15 protein-coding genes, 1 tRNA gene and 1 riboswitch are annotated in these 21,972 nt (G+C 37.0%); of the genes, 5 read left to right on the top strand and 11 right to left on the bottom strand.

The genetic code is table 11. From position 1 onward, the window contains the following. Positions 1-13: 13 nt before the first annotated feature. Entirely contained in the window at positions 14-724 is a 711-nt protein-coding gene (locus BUC12_RS06540; protein ID WP_062177563.1) for an SMI1/KNR4 family protein, read from the bottom strand. After that, positions 721-2,382 carry a DNA repair protein RecN gene (gene recN, locus BUC12_RS06535; protein WP_062177560.1) on the bottom strand — a complete coding sequence of 554 codons (1,662 nt, stop codon included), beginning with the start codon at positions 2,380-2,382 and terminating at the stop codon, positions 721-723. The genes BUC12_RS06540 and recN overlap by 4 nt, the downstream gene beginning before the upstream one ends. 93 nt (positions 2,383-2,475) lie before the next feature. On the opposite strand from recN, the gene BUC12_RS06530 reads away from it, so the two are divergent. Further along, positions 2,476-3,084: a hypothetical protein gene (locus tag BUC12_RS06530; protein WP_062177557.1), complete on the top strand. Its 609-nt coding sequence runs from the start codon at positions 2,476-2,478 to the stop codon at positions 3,082-3,084. A 75-nt stretch (positions 3,085-3,159) separates the two neighbouring features. Here BUC12_RS06530 and BUC12_RS06525 read toward each other — a convergent pair whose 3' ends face one another. The 5 genes from BUC12_RS06525 to aspS form a co-directional block, all read right to left on the bottom strand. Continuing rightward, on the bottom strand, positions 3,160-4,584 hold the full coding sequence (locus BUC12_RS06525; protein WP_062177848.1) for an efflux transporter outer membrane subunit: 1,425 nt from the start codon (positions 4,582-4,584) through the stop codon (positions 3,160-3,162). Between the two features lie 5 nt (positions 4,585-4,589). Further along, on the bottom strand, positions 4,590-7,760 hold the full coding sequence (locus tag BUC12_RS06520) for an efflux RND transporter permease subunit (RefSeq protein WP_062177554.1): 3,171 nt from the start codon (positions 7,758-7,760) through the stop codon (positions 4,590-4,592). Positions 7,761-7,782: 22 nt separating this feature from the next. Then, entirely contained in the window at positions 7,783-8,895 is a 1,113-nt protein-coding gene (locus BUC12_RS06515) for an efflux RND transporter periplasmic adaptor subunit (RefSeq protein ID WP_062177551.1), read from the bottom strand. 12 nt (positions 8,896-8,907) lie between these two features. Then, a complete protein-coding gene (locus BUC12_RS06510; protein WP_062177548.1) occupies positions 8,908-9,375 on the bottom strand; it encodes a MarR family winged helix-turn-helix transcriptional regulator in 468 nt (155 codons plus the stop codon). 165 nt (positions 9,376-9,540) lie between these two features. Beyond that, a complete protein-coding gene (aspS, locus tag BUC12_RS06505) occupies positions 9,541-11,295 on the bottom strand; it encodes an aspartate--tRNA ligase (RefSeq protein ID WP_062177546.1) in 1,755 nt (584 codons plus the stop codon). Positions 11,296-11,449: 154 nt separating this feature from the next. On the opposite strand from aspS, the gene BUC12_RS06500 reads away from it, so the two are divergent. Beyond that, positions 11,450-11,524, top strand: a tRNA-Pro gene (locus BUC12_RS06500). A 270-nt stretch (positions 11,525-11,794) separates the two neighbouring features. Here the strand turns inward: BUC12_RS06500 and BUC12_RS06495 are convergent. From BUC12_RS06495 to BUC12_RS06480, 4 genes are all read right to left on the bottom strand, one after another. After that, positions 11,795-14,128: an outer membrane beta-barrel protein gene (locus BUC12_RS06495; RefSeq protein WP_062177542.1), complete on the bottom strand. Its 2,334-nt coding sequence runs from the start codon at positions 14,126-14,128 to the stop codon at positions 11,795-11,797. A 182-nt stretch (positions 14,129-14,310) separates the two neighbouring features. Beyond that, positions 14,311-15,966 carry a hypothetical protein gene (locus BUC12_RS06490; protein ID WP_062177540.1) on the bottom strand — a complete coding sequence of 552 codons (1,656 nt, stop codon included), beginning with the start codon at positions 15,964-15,966 and terminating at the stop codon, positions 14,311-14,313. A 72-nt stretch (positions 15,967-16,038) separates the two neighbouring features. Continuing rightward, positions 16,039-16,425 (bottom strand): hypothetical protein, encoded by a 387-nt coding sequence (locus BUC12_RS06485; protein WP_062177535.1) that lies wholly within the window; start codon positions 16,423-16,425, stop codon positions 16,039-16,041. A 124-nt stretch (positions 16,426-16,549) separates the two neighbouring features. Further along, on the bottom strand, positions 16,550-17,029 hold the full coding sequence (locus BUC12_RS06480; RefSeq protein WP_062177532.1) for a DUF1905 domain-containing protein: 480 nt from the start codon (positions 17,027-17,029) through the stop codon (positions 16,550-16,552). Positions 17,030-17,700: 671 nt separating this feature from the next. Beyond that, positions 17,701-17,900, top strand: a riboswitch (cobalamin riboswitch). Positions 17,901-18,018: 118 nt separating this feature from the next. Between BUC12_RS06480 and BUC12_RS06470 the strand changes: the two genes are divergently transcribed. From BUC12_RS06470 to BUC12_RS06460, 3 genes are all read left to right on the top strand, one after another. Then, entirely contained in the window at positions 18,019-20,061 is a 2,043-nt protein-coding gene (locus BUC12_RS06470) for a TonB-dependent receptor plug domain-containing protein (RefSeq protein ID WP_062177526.1), read from the top strand. Positions 20,062-20,088: 27 nt separating this feature from the next. Continuing rightward, on the top strand, positions 20,089-21,174 hold the full coding sequence (locus BUC12_RS06465; RefSeq protein WP_062177524.1) for a sirohydrochlorin cobaltochelatase: 1,086 nt from the start codon (positions 20,089-20,091) through the stop codon (positions 21,172-21,174). A 93-nt stretch (positions 21,175-21,267) separates the two neighbouring features. Beyond that, complete coding sequence (locus BUC12_RS06460; RefSeq protein WP_062177521.1) at positions 21,268-21,972, top strand: precorrin-2 C(20)-methyltransferase; 705 nt, start codon at positions 21,268-21,270, stop codon at positions 21,970-21,972.

The following is a 21,972-nucleotide window of genomic DNA, read 5'->3' as shown; positions in this document are numbered from 1 at the left end:
TTCTTTATAAGCCTTAGTTTAATTCTTCAAATCCGTATTTATTAAGGAATGCGGTCTGCGTATTTTCTTTCTTTGTATTTACATATATCAGATCGTCGACATCGGTGTCCAAATCCTGAACTGTATAATACAAGAGAAGGGCATCCTGAGTGTGATAGATCATCAATCCATTGTTATCGACCACTTTATTCCAGTGTGCAGACATCTCTTTTTCGAAGCTATCCCATAAGTTATTGCCCTTTAGCTCGCTTTTATAAGTCATAAAGTCATAAGGGTATGCACCTTTTGTTTTTTGCTGAAGCTCGGTGTCGGCGCTCGCTACCTGATAATACATAATCATCTCCAAAAAGTCGGGTAACAAAAGAGTTTCAGTATGCCAGACTACATTTTTCTCAGCCTCTCCAATATTCGGAGAATGATATACTTTTACTTCGTCACTATTTATTTCATTCAAGTCTATACCCCAGGATAACATTGCCTGATTTTCTTCCAGAAATATAAGCTTATTACTCTTGATATATATTTGCTTCGGCTGTGCGAAAAATTCAAATGCATCTGTAAATATGGGCATTTTTCCCACAGATTGATAAAACTCCCGCAAAGCCGGTGGTAACTTCACCCCCAACTTACTTTCGGCACTGTTTATTGCATCCGGGCTCAATCCTTCCGATGGATCAGGCTGCCGTCCTAATATCTTGATTACTGTATCCGTTATCTTATTCATTTCAATTCTAACATTTCTTTTGCGTTTTCTATTGCTGCATCTGTTATTTTTGCACCACTCAGCATCTGGGCTATTTCCTGTATGCGTTGTCCGTCTGTCAACCGCTTCAGGTTAGTAGTTGTACCTTTCTGGTCATCCGCCTTATACACAAAATAATGGGCTTTACCTTTTGCGGCTATTTGCGGCAAGTGAGTAATTGCTATTACTTGCATTTGCTGGCCAAAATCTTTCATTATCTGGCCCATCTTATCCGCAACCTCACCCGAAACCCCGGTATCTATTTCGTCAAAAATAATAGTAGGTAACGCTGTTGCTCCTGCAATCATCGATTTCAGACAAAGCATCACACGCGAAATTTCACCACCCGAAGCTACGTCAGCTACAGGCTGCAAGGGCATATTCTTATTTGCCGAAAACATAAACTGCAAATCATCTATTCCGGAAGTATCCGGATGCGACTTTGCTTCGATCCTGCACTCAAAGCGTACATTTGGCATTCCTAGATAAGTGATTTTATCAATCAGTTGTTTTTCAATTTTCGGTGCGGATGTCTTACGCTGTTTACTCAACTTTTCGGCAAGCACCAGCATTTTTTCCTGTTTTATCCTAAGGTCTTTCTCTTGATCTTCTATTTGTTGGTCAAACGAATCTATATTTGCCAATTTCGTTTTCAGATCGTTATAAATAACTAACAGCTCGGCTACAGAAGATACCCTGTGCTTTTGTTGCAAAGTGTATAACTGGTCAAGACGCTCTTCGATAAAAGACAATCGCTCAGGGTCGAACTCCACATCCCCCGCCGAACGCTCAATCTCTCCACTTAAGTCCTTAAGATCTATATACGCAGAATCGAGCCGTTGTATAATAGATTCAGCATTGGGGTATACACCATTCAGGTTATTAGCAGTATGTATACTGTCTTTCAGAGATGTAACTATACCCTTATCGTCATCCGACAATAGTGTATGTATTTTATATAGAGCCGACTTTATATCCTCGGCATGGTTTAGCAATTCTTGTTCTTGTTCCAGTTCCTGCTGCTCATCCTCAGAAAGCTTTGCTTCGGATAGTGCTTCGTATTGAAAACGGAAATAATCTTCGTCGGCTTTATTTTGTGCAGCCAGTTCTTTTAATTCAGTTAAAGCCTTATCTGCCAGCCGGTATATCTTAAAAGCTTCTTTGTAATCTTTCAGCAACAGCCCGGTTCCGGCCAGCGAGTCTACTACCTGCATCTGAAAGTGTGTATCGCCCAGCATCAGGTTTTGGTGTTGCGAATGTATATCTATCAGAAATCCGCCAAGGTCTTTCAATTCGTTTAACGACACAGGCGAATCGTTTATGAATGCGCGTGATTTACCCGAAGATAGTATCTCCCTTCGCAGAATATATGTTTCGGGATCGTATTCGATGCCGGCTTCTTCGCAAAAGCTTTTCAGATCATATGCCGAGACATCAAATGTCCCTTCTATCACACATTTTGCCTCGCCTTGTTTCAGTGCTTTTGTATCGGCTCTTTGTCCTAAAATCAATGATAAAGCTCCGAGAATTATAGACTTTCCGGCTCCGGTTTCTCCTGTAATAACAGAAAAGCCCGATTCGAAGTCCATCTCCAGACTATCTATCAGCGCATAATTTTTTATATATAACGACTTAAGCATATAGTAACATTATAGGTAAGCAAAGGTAGTGAAATTTCATCATGTTGAGACACCTTTGTATATTTGCAAATATTAAAATAAATCGATTAAAGGATGGATTATAAATCTAAAATAAAAGAACTCCGGAACTTGCTTCCCATTCCTATGTCCGAAGCTATACAATTATTAAAGGATAATGATGGTGATATACAAAGTTGTGTTGAAATATTCAAAAAGAAAACAATTGACTATATCAGTAAAGAAGCCGGATGTAATAAAAAGACTGCCCAGAAATATTATGAGAGAGAAAAGTTTGATATCAACCGTACTATTTCGATGATCAGGGAAGACATCTATGATAAAAACTATAAGTCGATTGCGGAAGTCACAGCCGATCGTTTGAGCAAAGTGCGTTCATGGATTGCCTTTGTTGAAGAAAAAGATTTTGCATCAGCTCTCGATTATAATGAGATACAAGAAGTTATTCAAACATTACTTTTAATTCCTGAGACTAAACACTTTGGCATAGCCATTCAGCGTGCCCGCAAAATAAAAGATACTATATTCGATAAATACAGCGACGACCTGAGCATCGATGAATTTATCCGCCGCAATGTAAAATTAGACGACAATGACGAATTTCGTAAATTATTTCACTCCGTTACTGTAAGCCTCGCTATATTAAAGGAGGAAATAATACGCCACAGACGAAATACTAAATAAGTAATCCTAATAAAAGAGAAAAAGCACATCCTCAACCTGAAGATATGCTTTTTCATATTTGAAAGATAATTATATTTACTGTATTCCTCCACCCAGTGCTCTGTATAAGTCTACAGAAGCCTGAAGTTGTTCCAGTTTATCACTAACCTGACCTAGTTGTGCCTGAAGCAGACTTTGCTCTGCTGTCAGTACCTCGGTGTAATTAGCTTCACCGGCTTTCAACAATTCCTGCGTGAAATATACTGCATTATTCAAAGATGCAACTTGCTTACTACGAAGTTCGTTCTTCGATAGAGAAGATTCGTAAGTATACAATATATCAGATACTTCTTTTCCTGCTGCAAGCACTGTCTTTTCGAATGTCAGATAAGATTCTTCCTGTTGTGCTTTAGCAACCTTCAATTGAGTAATCAGTTGTTTTCTGGCAAACAGAGGCTGAGTAAGCCCTCCTACTATACTTGCAAACAAGTTTTCGGGTTTGAAGAATTGAGAAAGTCCATTCACGGTTGAATAACCAATCATACCCGAACTCAAACTGATCGTTGGATAAAAACTAGCTTTTGCAACATTAACCAATTCGAATGACTGACGGAACGATAGTTCTGCCTGTTGAACATCAGGACGCAGAGCCAACATTTGAGCAGGTACCCCGAATTTCATTTCTGAGGGGACATTTTGCTCTGCAATAGATGTTCTCAAAATGCTTTCAGGCTTACGGCCTATCAATAAGCAAATACTGTTTTCCATCTGACGGATCTGGTTTTCCAAATCAGGTACAGTGACCTGAGTCGAATATAGCAAGGCACGGCTTTGCTCTACAGAAGCACTGGTAAGCATACCTGCATCCCTCATAGCTTCCATAGTAGCTGCACTCTCTTTCAGTATTTCGATATTTTCTTTAGTCACCCTCAATTGTTCGTCAAGAGCTAATAAAGAATAATATGAAGTTGCCAGATTAGAGATCAACGAAGTCTGTATAAGATTCTTATAAGCATGGCTATTCAGAAACTGAGCATACGTAGCACGAGACTGCCTATTCAGTTTACCCCATACATCTAATTCCCAACTGGCAGAAATTCCTAATGTATAAGTTTCCTTATGATAAGCCAAACTTTTTCTTTCCCTTGCTGCTCCGGTCAATGGATCGGCTGCACTCAAACGGGTTTGCTCTACTTGCCCAACCAATGCTACTGAAGGAAAATAAGCCGCTTTGGCCATTCCTAAGTTAGCTTCGGCCTGCTTGATACGTGTAAAAGCAATCTGCAAGTCGAAATTCTTCTCTAATCCTTCTTCTATCAGACCTTGTAAAATAGGGTCAGTAAAATATTGCCTCCAAGGAATAGCGGCGATTGATGTAGTATCAGCAGAATTACCGTCACGATATAAGTTCTCGGAATCATACTCCGGAGCTTTATATTTATTGGTTATCTGACAGGATGTGAACCCTATTGAGGCGGTCAGCCCCAATAGAATTACTCCTTTAACATATCTTTTGTTCATATTTGTCATTGTTTTCTATTCACTACCTCGTCATTAGAATTAATCATGCCTGACTTACTGAATTTATCCTGTATAGTTTGGAAGATGATATACAGTGATGGAATAACCAACACCCCGATCATCGTACCGATAAACATACCACCGATAGCACTGATACCGATAGAACGGTTACCAATAGCACCTGCACCCGATGCGAACATCAAAGGCATAAGACCAAAGATAAACGCAAACGATGTCATCAAGATAGGACGGAGACGTGCAACAGCACCATTCACGGCAGACTCAACGATACTCATACCTTGCTGACGACGCTGGATCGCGTACTCTACAATAAGAATAGCATTCTTAGCCAACAGCCCTATCAACATGACGAGCGATATCTGAACATAGATGTTATTAACGATACCGCTACCTCCTAACATCGCGACAAAGATGAATATAAATACTCCGGCAAGACCGACAGGTAATGAGAATATTACCGCCAGCGGAAGTATATAACTTTCATAAAGGGCTGCAAGCAGCAGATATACGAATATCAAACAAAGTCCGAAGATAAGTATTGTCTGACTACCTGTATTAACCTCTTCACGGGTCATACCTGAATATTCATAACCATAACCTTCCGGTAAAACATCTTTACCCACCTGATCTACCAATTGTATAACGTCACCGGTACTATATCCTTTATAGAAGTTAGGGATAATGGTAACACTCATTGACGAGAACATATTGAAACGGGTCAAGGCTTGAGGTCCTGATACATCTGTAATTTTCAGGAATTCGGTGATAGGAGCCATTTCTCCTGAGCCGGTCTGTACATATAACTTATCCAAGTCAGACATACTAGCACGGTATTCGGGAGAGGCCTGTACCATAACCCTGAATTGCTTTCCGTATAGGTTGAAATTCGAGATATACATACTACCGATATAAGCCTGCATGGCTGTCATAACCTGAGTCAATGTCAAGCCCGATTGCTTAATTTTAGGAATATCAGCTTCGATCTCCTTTTGAGGGAAGTTAGGATTAAAGGTTGTCATAGCCATCATCACAGACTCACTCTTCCTCACTTCGTTCAAGAAGTTTGTGGTTATATCATAAAATTTATTTATATCTCCACCAGTTTTGTCCTGAAGCTGCATTTCGACCCCTGTACTCAAACCGAACCCTTGCAGAGTAGGCATACCAAAGAACATAAATGTTGCATTCTGTATATGCGAGGTTTTTTCCGTTAGCATCGCTGCCACCTCATTTGTATTAATTTTACGATCATTCCAAGGCACCATTTTTATGATGACAGAAGCATACGAGCTACCCAGACCACTCATAAAACTAACACCGGCAATACTGGTAACATCATTTACACCTTCGATACTTTTTGCAATAGCAGTAACTTCTGCCACTAATGAATCTGTCCGTTCCAGAGATGCTCCCGGAGGTAAAGTTATCATCCCCATTACACCTCCACCGTCTTCCTGTGGCACAAATCCTGTTGGTATTTGTTTCATCAAGAAAACTAAAAGGAAAGAACTTACAGCTATAATAGCAACAGTAATCCATCTATGACCACGTCTTCCTAAGAATTGTAAGCTTGACTTATATTTCTGAGTAGCCGAATTAAATGCGATATTAAAGCTATAGTAGAAACGTTTCAGTAAACTCTTCTTCTGCCCGTGCTCTTCATCGTGTCCTTTTAAGAATAAGGCACAAAGAGCCGGACTTAATGTCAATGCATTGATCGCAGAAATTACAATGGAGATAGCCAGAGTTAAACCGAACTGCTTGTAGAAAATACCACTGGTACCTCCGATAAAGCTGACAGGAATAAATACTGCCGACATAACCAATGTGATAGAAACGATCGCCGGAGCAATTTCTTTCATCGCTGCCATTGTCGCTACTTTCGGATCTTTTTCTCCTGCATCAAGCTGAGCGTGGACTGCCTCGACGACGACAATAGCATCATCCACCACAATACCGATTGCCAGTACAAGTGCAAACAATGTAAGAAGGTTGATAGAGAACCCGAACATCTGCAAGAAGAAGAATGTTCCGATAATCGCCACCGGTACGGCTATTGCAGGTATCAATGTCGATCTGAAGTCCTGAAGGAATACAAACACAACAAGGAACACCAGTAAGAATGCTTCTATCAATGTGTGAATAACCTTTTCGATTGATGCATCCAAGAAATCATTGGCATTCATCAAGTAAGTCACTTTCATCCCTTTAGGGAATGTCTTAGACTCTGTTTCGAGAACCTTCTGAATGTTTTCAATTACTTCCTGTGCATTAGAACCCGCAGTTTGACTGATTGCAATAACGACTGATTCAGAACCGTTTGTAGCCGAATGCACTGTATAGTTAAGTGAGCCTAATTCTACATCGGCTACATCCTTAACCCTTAGTATATGGCCATCATTTGCTCTAACTATAACGTTACCGAATTGTTCTGCTGTCTTTAACCGCCCTGTATACTTAAGGGTATACTGAAACGACTGATCGCTATTTTGACCCAACTCACCCGGAGCGGCTTCTATATTCTGATCATTCAATGCTGCAATTATTTCTTCCGGCGCAATCTTATAGGTAGTCATAAGGTCGGGTTTCAACCATACACGCATCGAATAGTCTTTCGCTCCGTATACATTGGCATCCCCTACCCCATATACACGCTTGATCTGTGGTAAGATATTGATATTGGCATAGTTCTGTATAAACTCCCCATCGTAATCGGGATTATCACTTGACAATGCCAAGAAAAGAATCGTACTACTTTGTTGTTTTCTTACGGTTACCCCCACAGAAACAACTTCCGATGGCAATAAGGGTGTAGCGCGCGCAACCATGTTTTGCACGTTTACAGCAGCAATATCAGGGTCTACTCCCTGCTTAAAGTATACTGTAACTGTAGCCTGTCCGTTATTTGTGGCAGATGATGTCATGTATGTCATACCTTCTACCCCGTTCACTTGTTCTTCGATAGGTACAATCACACTATTCATCACCACATCTGCATTGGCCCCACTATATGTAGTACTAACTACAACTGTAGGAGGAGCAATGTTCGGATATTGTTCAATAGGAAGGGTTACTAGTCCGATAATCCCTAATACCACGATGATAATAGAGATCACGGTCGATAGCACCGGTCTTTCTATAAATGTCTTTAACATTGTATTTTACTGTTTTAATTTTTTATTGCTGGTTCTCTATCTTGATTTTTTTACCATTTGATAAAGTTGCTACACCATCGGTAACGATACGGTCACCATCTTTCAGACCACTTGTTACTGCATAGCTCTTTCCGTCAGGCATAACAGAAACTGTTATTAATGACTGCATAACCGAGTCTCCTTCGACTTTATAAACCAAGACTTTATCTTGCTGGCTGAATGTCGCCTTCTGTGGTATAACGTATACATTGTCAAGATGTCTCGGGATGCTTACTTTACCGCTTGCACCACTTCTCAACAAACCATGAGGATTAGGGAATTCAGCCCTGAATCCGGCAGATCCTGTAGATACATTTACTACTCCGGATATTGTTTCGATTTTACCCTTCTCAGGATATACACTACCATCAGCCAGAATCAGAGTAACTTCAGGCATATTTTTAATTTTCTCAGCCTGTGTTTTTCCTTCTGCATTGCTTAAGAAACCTAGTAAATCTTTTTCATTCAAAGAGAAGTATGCATATACATTACTTGTATTAGCTACAGTAGTAAGTGCGTTAGCTTTATCAACCAAACTTCCTTGACGGTAAGGTATTTCCCCCACAATTCCGTCTACTGGGCTGGTTACATTCGTCCAACTCATTGTAGCCTGTGCCTGTGCTAACGTTGCCTGCGATTGAGCCAATGTTGCTAAAGACGACTGATACACATTCTCGTTTGTTTCTAATTGAACCTTACTCACAATCCCTTTTTCTGCCAGCGGACGTATTCTATCCACATTCAGTTTCGCTGTATTTACAGAAGCCTGTGCACTATTTACAGCTGCTTTAGCTGAAGATAATGCCTGCTCCGACGATGGCGAATTAATTTTAAATAAAGTTTGCCCCTTTCTTACGACAGACCCCTCGTCTACGTAAATCGCTTCGATAAACCCATCAATCCTTGGTCTTATTTCTATATCTTCCTGTCCCTTAATGGTAACCGGATATACAGTTTCTAATTGAGCGTTCTGTGCGCTCAACACCAGTGTAGGATATACACTGGCCGGTGCTTCTTGTTTTGCATCTTGTTTACCTCCACAAGACACCAACAGTAGTACCGAGAAAAGACCGACACTCATTTTTTTCAAATCCATACCTTACACTTATTAATTTATTGAATGAATACTTAATCTATTTAACTCGTTTAATAATATTTTTAATTGTTTTCGCAAAGCATCCACATCAATGCTTTCGAAAAGGACCTCTTGCAATTCTTTTACCTTCGTTAGTGCCATTGCAAACAAACTTCTCCCTTCTTCAGTAAGTTCGACAACCCTCGCTCTTGTGTCGATTTTACTTTCTTTACGGGTAATCAATCCCTTTTTCTGAAGATTCCGTAATATTGTCGAAACCGTCATCGGATCAATCCCTGTTTCCTGAGATAAAAATATTTGGGTTACTTCTTTCTCATCTTTCGACAAATGGAATATAGCCCCTAAAACCTCCATTTGCGAACCGGTAAGTCCAAATTCATCCAGCATTCGATGCTTCCCTCGCTGCCAATATTTAGTAATCCTCCAGATTAAATATCCCAGATCTTCTTCAGGATTATCAAATTTAGAACAATCATTCATTTCTACATATTTGTAATTGGCTGCAAATATAATAAGCACACTTACTATATGTATGCTTATGTATCAATAATATTGTAATGTTTTATGTTTTTTAACATATTTTTCACTATAAAAAACAAGACCGATTGATTAACCGGCCTTATTTTTTCTTATTCGAAGATGTATTTATTCTTTGATCTCCACTTTTATATTCAGCTCGTCTAATTGTTCCGGTTCCAGTTTTGCCGGAGCGTTGATCATAACGTCCCGACCCGAATTATTCTTAGGAAATGCAATACAATCCCTTATAGAATCGAGTCCGGCAAACAGAGATACCAAACGATCCAGACCAAATGCCAATCCGGCATGTGGAGGTGCTCCATATTTAAAAGCATTCATCAGGAATCCGAATTGCTCTTGCGCTTTTTCTTCAGTGAAACCCAGAACCGAAAACATTCTCTTTTGTAAAGCACTATCATGGATACGTACCGATCCACCTCCTACTTCGACTCCGTTTATCACCATATCATAGGCACTTGCCCTTACGGCTCCGGGATCAGAATCCAATAAATGTAAGTCTTCTTCTTTAGGACTTGTAAACGGATGGTGTTTTGCAAAGTAACGGTTCAGTTCTTCATCTTTTTCCAAAAGAGGGAAATCGACAACCCAAAGGCAACTGAATACATTCTTATCACGTAAACCTAAGCGTTCTCCTACTTCGAGACGAAGTTCGCATAATTGCTTCTGTGCTTTTTCGGTTTCTCCGCATATAATAAGTATAAGGTCTCCCTTTTCTGCACCACAACGTTCTGCCCATTTTGACAAATCATCCTGATTATAAAATTTGTCTACTGATGACTTAAAACTACCATCGGCTTCACATTTAACATAAACAAGTCCCTTTGCTCCTATCTGAGGTTTTTTCACGAAGTTAGTCAGTTCATCCAGTTGCTTACGGGTATACTCCGCACAACCTTTTGCACATATTGCACCGACATACTCACTGCTGTCAAAAACGACGAAATCTTTATTTTTAGTTAAATCTTTGATTTCCACAAACTTCATTTCGAAACGGGTATCAGGCTTATCAGAGCCATAATACTTCATAGCTTCGGCATATGGCATACGAGGGAAATTGGCTATATCAATTCCTTTAACAGTCTTGAATAAATATTTTGCTAATCCTTCGAATGTCTGAAGGACATCTTCCTGACCGACATAAGACATTTCGCAATCTATCTGGGTAAATTCGGGCTGGCGGTCTGCGCGCAGATCCTCATCCCTGAAACATTTCACAATCTGGAAATAGCGGTCGAATCCCGATACCATCAACAATTGCTTAAATAATTGTGGCGATTGCGGTAATGCATAAAATTCGCCCGGGTTCATTCTCGATGGAACCACAAAGTCTCGGGCACCTTCAGGTGTGGAACCTATTAATACAGGAGTTTCTACTTCTAAAAAGTTTTGCTTATCTAAATAATTTCTTGTTTCGAAAGCTATTCTATGACGCAATTCGAGATTATTCCTGACCGGATTTCTTCTCAAATCCAGATAACGGTATTTCATACGAATATCGTCTCCTCCATCTGTTTCATCTTCGATTGTAAAAGGAGGGACTTCCGATGTATTAAGTATTGTCACCTTGGTCGGAACCAATTCTACCTCTCCTGTAGGTATATTCTTATTCTTACTGGATCTTTCCTGAACTTTACCTGTAACTTGCAGAACCCATTCGCGGCCAAATTTATTTGCTTCTTCATAAAGATCTGCATTTGCATCTTTATAAAATGCCAACTGAGTAATTCCATAGCGGTCTCGTAGATCGACAAAAGTAATACCACCTCCTAATTTACGAACTTTTTGTACCCATCCGGCTAGGATAACTTCTTTGTTTTGGTCGGCAAGCCTCAGTTCACCACATGTATGACTTCTGTACATAGCAAGAATATTTCTATAAATTAAATCTGATTTTCTAATGATGCAAAAATACTGTTTTTATTACTGATCAGAGAATATTTTCAAAAAAATACGCTCTAAATTTTGCTTTTTAAAAATATATTGTACCTTTGCATCGCATTTGAGAAATCAAATACGGGATGTAGCGCAGTCCGGTTAGCGCACCTGCTTTGGGAGCAGGGGGTCCCAGGTTCGAATCCTGGTATCCCGACAATTAAGAATTAAAGAGTTAGAGTTATTGTCTAACTCTTTTTCTTTTTATCCGTACATGCAATTTGCATGCAAAATTTAATCAACAAATTATTATAATAGGGTTCGATGTCCTATTCAATAGGAATGTATATTTTTCCGATAGAGCCAATAATCCCTGCTATAGTCTTTCCTGACAAGAAAATATTATTTATCTTGAATTTTAATCTAATTTATCTCATCATATTCACATGATAAAAACTACTGAACAGACTTCCTATTCACTAAACAGTTACAACCTATCTAACTCATTACTTGCTCTATTTCCTTTATATCGATTTTTTGAAGTATTGAAGCGATAGGTTACTGTCAGTTGTACATTTCTTCTATACATTGAATTGTCATAATAAACATTTACATTATTATTTGCAATACTCATCTTGTCGTCAATAGTGTTAAAAATATCATTGGCAGTAACATTGACAGATAAGTTCCCTTTCAAAAAAGACTTGCTTATATATATATTAGTATTCCATGAACTTTTTTCAAGATATTCAAGACCTCTATTGCCCCTTGTTCTTCCATGAATATCACAGCCTACTTGCCATTCTTTTATTTTCAAATTATTACGTAAAGATGCCTTAAAGATTGGTTCATTATATGTCAAACTCGGAGTTCCAAACTTAATGAACCCTTTTTCCATCCCAATTTCTATATTTGGGTTCCAAATACCAACAGTTGAGGAGTAATTCAAACTTATTGACAATTGCTGACTTTTGTCAAAATTTACAGGTTTTAATAAGATTGAGTTTTCCAGATATAGTTGTGGAATCATTTCAAAAAAACGATCTTTATAATGACTATAAACAGTCATAAATGTGAATTTTTGCCACATCAATGTAAATGTCAGGCTCTGCTGATAGGTTGGCTGAAGCAAAGGATTGCCACTAAAATAAGAATATGGAGCTAAATAAACAATACCACTTCGCAAATCGGAATAACTAGGTCTTCGAATAGTGTATCTATATGAAAGTTCAGTTTGAAATTTGTCATGCTTATATGATAAACGTATGCTGGGAAATAAGTTTTGATAATCTTTACTTTGTTCTTGTATCTTATTACCATTTTGTATATACTCAGAAGAAATGTTTTCAAAGCGCAAGCCTATGTCTCCCGAAAGCTGTCCAAAAGATTTTTCAAAAGATAAAAAACCTGCAATTAAGTTTTGATTAACATCATTACTGCTTGGAATAATTCCCGGAGCACCTTCATTTTCGATAACATATGAGTCTTGCCTGTTCTTAGTATGTGAAATTTCCGCACCATATACCAGATTTCCATCCCATATAGGGGTAGTCAAAACGATTTTTGCTGCATAAAGGTCCGATGATGCAGTATTTGATGTTGCAACCTTTTCAATAGTTCCATTTTCTAACAAGTTGTTAATATCAGTACCATTCTCATTACTTGCTGTTTTATAATCAATATCCACTTTCATACTCAGCCATTTACTCAATATGCCAGTATAATAAACATTTACATAATGGCTTTTACTACTACCATCATAACACTTGTCTGAATGAAGTTCATTTTCCTTTAGATTATTCTTTAAGACCTCAATATATTGATTATGTTTTCCGGAAAGATTCAGTTGGTTATAGTATTCATACTTACCACCAAATGAATGATTCTTATCTATCATATAGTTAAATCCTATTTGTGGAATAATATGTCTGAAAGAATCCTTTTCTTTGGATTGTGTTCCAATATTAGTAACAGAGCTATTTGTTAATATGCTATTAGTAATTATTCTGTCTTTAGGAAAAGACATATCTGCATATCCAAAACTACCGAAAATATCTAAATTTTCTTTTCGGTAATTTAGTGAAACGTTATTCAATGTCGAAAGTTTGCTATTGTATCTGTTGTAAGTAAAAATATCTCCACTAATACCCTCACCCACAGGGCGTATAGTTTCTATTTTTATAACGGCATTTACAGAAGAATCATACTCTGTGCCAGGACTGGTAATTATAGTTACGTTCTTGATATCTTTTGAACTTATTTTCTGTATTTCAATATTATTACGAACTAAACGGTTGTTAATGTAAAAGACAGGAGTCCCTTTGCCAAATACAGTATAATTATCTTGATCTTTCAGAATGAAAGGTAATTGCCCCAATACATCGGAAAGACTGCCCATATCTTTGAGCCTGCTATTCTGAATATCAGCAGAAATACCTCCATTCTCCATCCGGAATGTTTTAGCTGAAGCTGTAATTTGCACTTCCTTTAGGGTTGTCTGGCTTGGAGAAAGTGATAGTATTCCCAAATTTGCAGAGCCGACCCTTAAAGTCAAAGCTTCATATCCTACATATTGTACTCGAATTAAATAATTTTCTGTTGCATTTGAAGCCTTTAACGAGAAAGAGCCATTATCATCGGTTATACTTCCTGCAATAAAAGTAGAATCAACAGAATTTAAGAGAATAACGTTAGCAAAAGCGAGTGGTTCGGAGGATTCTGTGTCAATAACTTTACCTGTTATAGTTTGACCTATCATACTGGAGGTACAACACAACAAGAATAGATTGAACAAAACCTTTTTTAAATAACTTGTTTTCATATTATTGGGAATTAATTATGAAAGCAAATCTATATGTTTTGATGCTAATTATTTATTTATAACAGCCTATATCTCCTTTATATTGTATAGATGTCAAGTATAAGATAAACAGGCTGATACATCTTTTGAAAGGTTAAATAATTTATATTGGATTAAAATCTACTTATATCTTCATTTTAGGTTTAAAATTGCTCCTCTAAGAAGGGCAAAATATCTTCTTTATCCTCCATTTTCAGTTTACCCCGTATTGTAGATTTACGTTGATAGATTGTTTGCATACTTTGTTGCATGATGGCACTAATCTCGACTGTAGAGAAATCAGCACGGAGTAAACAACATAACTGTATCTCTTTTTCAATCAATATATTGCCATATTTTTCTTTCAGTTTGGTATGAAAATTATCATATATAGAGTCGATAATTGAATATAAATCGTTCCATTTTAACAAGGATTCGGTTGAGACTGACTCATTAGAAATATCAATTATCTGATGTAATAATCCTTTATTTTGTTTTGCCGGAGTTGTAGCAACCAACTTTATAATTCCTAATTGTTGCAATAGGGTTTTGCGGAAAAGCTGGCTATTGTTTTGTTTTTCATCTTTGACATTTAAAGCTTCCCGAAAAAGTATTTGTAATGATTCAGCTCTTTCCGTTATTTCTTGAAGCTTTCTTTTTTTCTTCTGAGTATATAGGTAAGCAATAATTGATAAAAATATAACAAAAGAGAAAATAATAATTAGAAGAATATGAGTTTGTTGTCTATTAATTAGTAATCTTAAATTTTGTTGTTCAAGATTATTCCGTTCAGTTATTTGTTCCAGTAATATCTCATTCTTTCTGTTCGTTTCTGATATAATAGAATCATTGAAACGATACATTGGTGCAAGATCAACCTCTTTATTGTGTTTGGTATCTATTATCGCTTGTAATACATACAAAGCATTTTGATTTCCTATAAGATTTAAATCACTGTAGCTTCCAAAAGAACTTTTCCTGTATTCATTCTTTGCTTTATCTAAATAATATTGAGCAGAATCTAATCTTTCTGTAACAATAAATATTTGAGTCATAAGCTGATGGTTTGCCCCGAAATCTTTATAAAAATCTGATAATTCACCTGTTTTTTCAATAAGTTTTATTGCATTTGAATAATCTTTATTTTTTAGAAAGATACTTGCGTAGTTACGTAAATAATGAGCCGCTGATAATGTATCTCCTATTTGTAAAGCCAATCTTACAGACTCATCTAAATAGTATTGTGTTGAGTCATCGTTGGAGTAAATTCCTGCTAAATAGTATGAGTTATGAGACTTTTTGTCAAAAGATATTCTTCTTTTAAAATAGTTTATTGCTTCCTGACTTTTTCCTCTGGATAATTCATTTATTCCAATTTTGTATAAAAACTGAGATATGTATATTGAGTCTTCTCTGGATTTGACTATTTCAAGTCCTTTGTTTAATACAGAGTTAGTGCTGTCAGGTTGGTTTATCCATCGATAATATTCTCCTAAAAGTAAATATGATTCGATTAAATTGGAGGTATCTTGATTGTACTGGTAATAATCAACAGAGTAAAGTATTAGTGAATCTGTTGTCATTGCATTATGCATCTGATAATGAGCCCGACTACGTATTCTCCAATAATCAGCTTTGTCTTTACCTTCCAATTGAGATGGATTTTCTATCATTGATAAAAGTATGAGCGTGCTATCTGGCTTCATCTTAACAATTTCATTGACCTCTTTCAATATCTGGTTATCACTTTTATGACAAGAAGTAAATATGGTTATCATAAAAATGCTTACCAGTGATAATATTTTTAAATATAATTTCATTAAACGTTCATTTTTTTAAGATATAAAGATAGGTAAAAAAGAAAATTATATTGAAATGAGACAGATAAGCCCTTATTCAAAGATTATCCCCTCAGAAGTAAAGATATATGGTAATACGACCTCATTTTTGTGGTCATTCGCTATAAAACAGATTTTAATTGCATCCCTTTTGCGTTCCATACCATTAATAGTCTCTTTCAAATATATGTCATAACATATCGCACATAGCAGATAGTTTCCTTCATTAATCCCAGAGGAAAGAATTTTTTCAAGTAGAGATATTAAATCCTGTGAATTTGGGAATTCATTCCCATCAGATGCGGCAATCGTATAGATTTCAAAATCATATCCCATTGCCATACCAAAGGGGTAAAACTCTTTATGTGCTTCTAAAAAAGCTCCGCCACATTGTAATATATGCTGAAGTAATAATTTTTCATTCTCATCAATAGGTACCATTGTATAATAAATTAAACATTAATGAAACTAGAATGATAAAAATTTCTTACATGATTAACATAATCCCTATTGCTCTTAAATAGATTCTGATGTAAATCCTGTTTCTTATATAAAGAAGGCGCTATTACCACGCTTTATAAAATTTTTCACCTTTTTGTATCATTATTATAGTTTTGGCAATCCGGTCAGCCTTGGTTTGTTCTGTTTTTGCCGAATATATCCAATTTATAAAAGCCTTTTTCTCCGCATCACTAAAAGTTTTAAATCTTTCGAAGATACCATCTTCGTATTTCATGCATAAAATTAGTTCTTCGGGGATTTCAGTGGGTACCTTATCTTCATAAAGGATAATATGTACTGTATCACCCGCCTGTTTCTTTATTTTCTTCCTTATTTCCGATTTAACAGCCAAGCCCACATGCCCGTTTCCCGTTGGCATCAAATGTACATTAGAAAACTCATAATCGTCTATTTTCCCTTTTACTTTCAACATTCCAAAAGCACTTTTAGGCATCGGGATTTCGGGTAATTCGGCAAATGTCCATCCCCCTTTACCCTCTGTTTTATATAGTACATAATCTTTATCAACCAATAGATTTTCCATCTCCCTTTAATACAATTAGCTTCACAAATCAAACTTAAAACTGTGTTATTAATCAAACGTACAAAAAAGTTCTTTTAGAACAAAAGGACAAAGCGAAGTCAACATCTACCCTCAACGAATGATACTTGAATATGTAGGTATCTATAAACAGTATCCAATCGGCAGAAATTAGTATTTAGTTTTTGAATATTTGCTAATTATGTTATACTTTTAAATTATTCTCCTTTCTTATAGAATATAAGAGTATATTTTACCGATAATTTAAACAAGATCTTTGTTCTATGGACGAACTGATTTTAAATATTATAGGGAAGATTGCGGGACTCATCGGGGCTCGTATACGCTATCTTTTTTATAAATTGACAGGTAGAAATAAGCCATATCGTATAATATCCCACCAAGCATACTCTATCTTTAATTGTTTGATAGGACTTACTGTTTTAGGAAGTCTTATTGTTGTAATAGTCTACTTTTTTTATTAATGCTATCTCAGATAAGATGCTCCTATCTTATCCAATATCTTATATATAATGGTTAGCATTTTACATAAAAAACATTAGCTAAACCATAATTTTTCAAGAAACAGTCATCAATAGAGAGAACTTTACAATATAAAAATTAGTGATGAAATTTATTTACATCTTTTAACCCCGAATATAAGAAATATTAATACCTTTGACCCAGATTTTGGTGTTACAAATCATACTCATGATATTGTAATGAAAAGGGAACCCGGTGAGAATCCGGGGCTGTACCTGCAGCTGTAATTCCTCGTTATGTTGGTTAAATATTCTATGCCACTGTTCTTTTAGAATGGGAAGGCTTTTAACCAGAGGATAGCCAGAAGACCTGCCAGATTCGACGAATAAACACCAAGCTTCCAGGGTTAGGAGTGGTTGTGAAATACATATGTATTCATTACTATTTTATTGATTTTCGGGAAACTCGTTGTTTTATTTTATTGATTTTCAAAAATAATAAAATAAGATATGAGGTATTACATGCTTTTGGCAGTAACTTTTTTGTGCAGTATACATACAAAAGCCCAGCAGGAAATAAAGTCAGTTTCTTTAAATGAGGTAGTAGTAACCGGTACCGGAACCGAGCACTATACTAAAGATGCTCCTATTCAGACTGAAGTTATATCAGGAACAGCCCTGAAAGAATATGCGGGACGGGATATCGAGGATATTCTGGGAGGACTGTCTTCTTCTTTTACTTTCAGCCGTAGTGATATGGGGAGTAATATTCAACTCAATGGATTAAAGAATGACTATATCCTAATACTCGTAGATGGTAAAAGAATAAATGGCGATGTCGGAGGACAAAACGATTTGAGCCGGATTAACATGAATAATATAGAGCGTATAGAGATCGTTAAAGGAGCAGTCTCGTCTCTTTACGGTTCGGATGCAATAGGCGGGGTTATAAATTTCATATCGAAAAAGGACAAAGATAAACTCAGTATATCCAATATTTCACGGATAGGCGAATATGCCGATATTAATCAAAGTAACACCATAAGCCTGAATCATGGACGGCTATCCTCCAACACTTCTTTTACTTTAAACCATACTGATGGCTGGAGAAACACAACTGAAGAATGGTACAGAGGAAAACTATACACCAACAGTGTTACAAAAACGGTTAACCGTTCTACAAATTATTCTATCTCGGAAGATTTATCCTACCGGGCAACTAAAGAACTTTTGCTGAATGCAAATGCTTCTTATTACGAAAAATGGATTTACAGACCCACAGGCGAACCTCAATGGCGGTTGAACGATTTTTATTACAGGAACCAATCATACGGTATCGGAGCAAAATATACATTACACGGCAAGAACTACCTTTCTTTTGATGTATCATATGACAGATACGATTATTTCTATGACTATACGAGCCGTGAATACACCGACTACTTTGATGAAAACGGCAACCGGATTGTATATTATGAAGGAGACCGGATTTTACAAACTTCTCAACAGAGAATATTGAGCAACCTTAAAGGAGTATTCTATTTAAATGAACAAAATATATTAAATACAGGGGTAGAATACATCCACGATAAGCTGGTGTCGCCCTATCGTTTAGAAGGGGACAGAGCCACAGCTTATTCTATATCTGCATATGCTCAGGACGAATGGAATATAACCGAGAAGCTGAACGTTACAGCCGGAATACGATTCGGACAGCATAAAGAATTTGGACAAACATTTACACCGAAGATCTCGGCGATGTATAAACTGGATAACTTCAGATTGAGAGGAACCTACTCCAATGGATTCAAGGCACCTACCATAAAAGAACTTTACTATCATTATTATGCAACAATAATGAGCAGTTACAAAGCCTATTACGGAAATATCGATTTAAAAGCACAAAAATCGGACTACTACGCATTAAATGTCGAATATCACCGGCCACGGTTCAAAGCCAGTATAACGGGTTATCACAATAATATCAGGAATATGATCTCTCTTCAGACTGTTGAAACTTCTTACGAAGATAAGCTACAGTTGGTCGAAGAAACTATGAAGTACGTAAACCTTGCAAAAGGACGAACATACGGGATAGACTTCACTTTCGATGCTGAATTACCCAAGAACATAAAGATCAGTGGAGGATATAGTTATCTGGATGCTAAAGGGCAGCGTACGGACGACGAAACCTCGGCCGATTATATGAAATACGTATATATAAACGGGACTTCGCGCCACAATGCGAATATCAGGCTTTCGTGGTTCAAATCATGGAAAGAATACAAACTGGGAATCAATCTCAACGGCAGGTATCAATCAGAGCGCTACTATACAACGGATGGAAATGCCGAAGGATACCAACTATGGAGACTTAACACATCACATTCCTTTCTTAACACAAAAAAATGGAAGTTAGATATGAATGTAGGAATAGATAATCTCTTCAATTATATAGACCGTACACCTTTCGGTCATAACAGGGGTACCACATCGCCCGGAAGGAATATCTACACATCGTTTATCTTAAAATTTCAGAATCAAAACCAATAATGTTTACTTAAAAAAATCATTTTTAGTATGAAAAAGTTCTTTAAAAACCTGTTAACCGTTTCGGTGATTCTTTCCGCCGGATTTTTTTCTGCATGTTCGGATGACGACAACAAAGATGACACTAATACCAGAAGTGCGGTTGTTATAGAGAAAAAAAATGACACTGCCTTACTTTTGTGCTCTTTCGGAAGTACTTACGAACAACCACAAGCTACTTATGACAAGATTATAGCCGACTATCAGGCGGCTTATCCTAACACCGACATTTATATGTCCTTTACATCACGCACTATTGTATCACGCGTATATGCCCAGATAGGAATAGCTTATGCTCAACCCGACTTATGGCTTACAGCTATCGGCAATGCCGGATATAAGAATGTATATGTACAATCATTACACATTATTCCGGGAGAGGAATATTTAAGCCTCATGAATACCGATGTAAAGAAAAACTTCATGGTTCCGTTTCCGGATATTAAAGTGGCTAAAAGTGCCTGCTTGCTGGAAACCGAAGAAGATGTACAATCCATAGCCAAGATTCTCTATGCTTATTACAAGCCCCGTCTGGATAATGGGGAAGTGGTTGCTTTGATGGGACACGGTAATCCCGATACAGAATACACCCACGCAAACGAAAGATATGACCAGTTGGAATCTACATTACAAGAACTAAGCGGCGAGAAAAACATATTTGTTGGAACCGTAGACTGGGGTGATAAGATGTTCTCTCACGTACGCGATGAGATCAAAGCTTTTGCTACACGAAAAGGTATTACTAAAGACAATTATAAAGAGATTACCGTTAGCCTTGCTCCATTGATGTCGATAGCAGGAGACCATGCACAAAACGACCTTTTAGGCGGTCTGGAAGATGGACAAACAACTGAAAGCATTAATCCCGATGAAGACGACTGGGAAGCTGAATACAGTTGGAAACTGAAATTAGGTAAACTAGGATTTACGATCAGCAATGATGGAACAAATACTGACGCTGATAGCTTTAATGTTATAGGATTAGCTGATCATGAGGCTATACGTAAAATCTGGATTAACCACATGAAAGAGGCTGTGTTAAAAGCCGAATCATGGAATGAACATCTGGGGGAATAAGCCAGAGAACCATTTAACTCACGTATTAGAAAGAGAAAACTGAACGGTTACTCTTTCTAATACTTTTAAAATATATATTATTCAAATTTACAGATGGAAAACTCTGTTATGTTCGTATCCCTTGGTCCGGGAGATCCGGAATTAATTACTTTAAAGGGGCTGAATTTTTTACAACAGGCTGATATTATATTCTGTCCGTCTACACTCACCCCTTCTGGAAAAGTCTCTTCGCGGAGCAAGGATATTCTTTTGGAACTAGGCCTCGAAGAATCCAGAATATCTCTATTTAGTGTACCTATGGATAAAAATCGCTCCGAAGCGATCATATCTTATAAAAAGATATCTACCAAGATAGAAAAACGATATAAAAACGGGAGCAGAATTGCAGTTGCAGCAGAAGGTGATGCCGGCTTTTATTCCTCAACTCACTATATATGTGATAATCTTTCGGTCAACAATATACCTACAAAAAGAATTGCCGGGGTACCCGCATTCATAGCCTGTGGTGCACTAGCCAATATACATACAGTAAAGCAGGAAGAAGAGTTATATATTATTCCCGGAGTTATTACACAAAAAGATCTGGAAGAAAGAATACTGTACGGCAGTTCTATTGTGATAATGAAACCATCTCAATCAGAGGAGGCTATCAAAAAAGTAATATCCTCTATGCAGTATGTAACATTTCATTATTTCGAAAATGTCGGTATTAAGGATAAAGAATTTTACAGTTCTCATAAACAAAATATTATTGAACGTAAATTCCCCTACTTTTCTCTATTTATTATATGTAAATAA

This window comes from Indolivaga macrotermitis (assembly GCF_900128985.1).
Lineage (GTDB): Bacteria > Bacteroidota > Bacteroidia > Bacteroidales > Dysgonomonadaceae > Dysgonomonas_A > Dysgonomonas_A macrotermitis.
The sequence above is the reverse complement of the archived record's forward strand: the minus strand, read 5'-3'. Positions and strand labels throughout refer to the sequence as shown.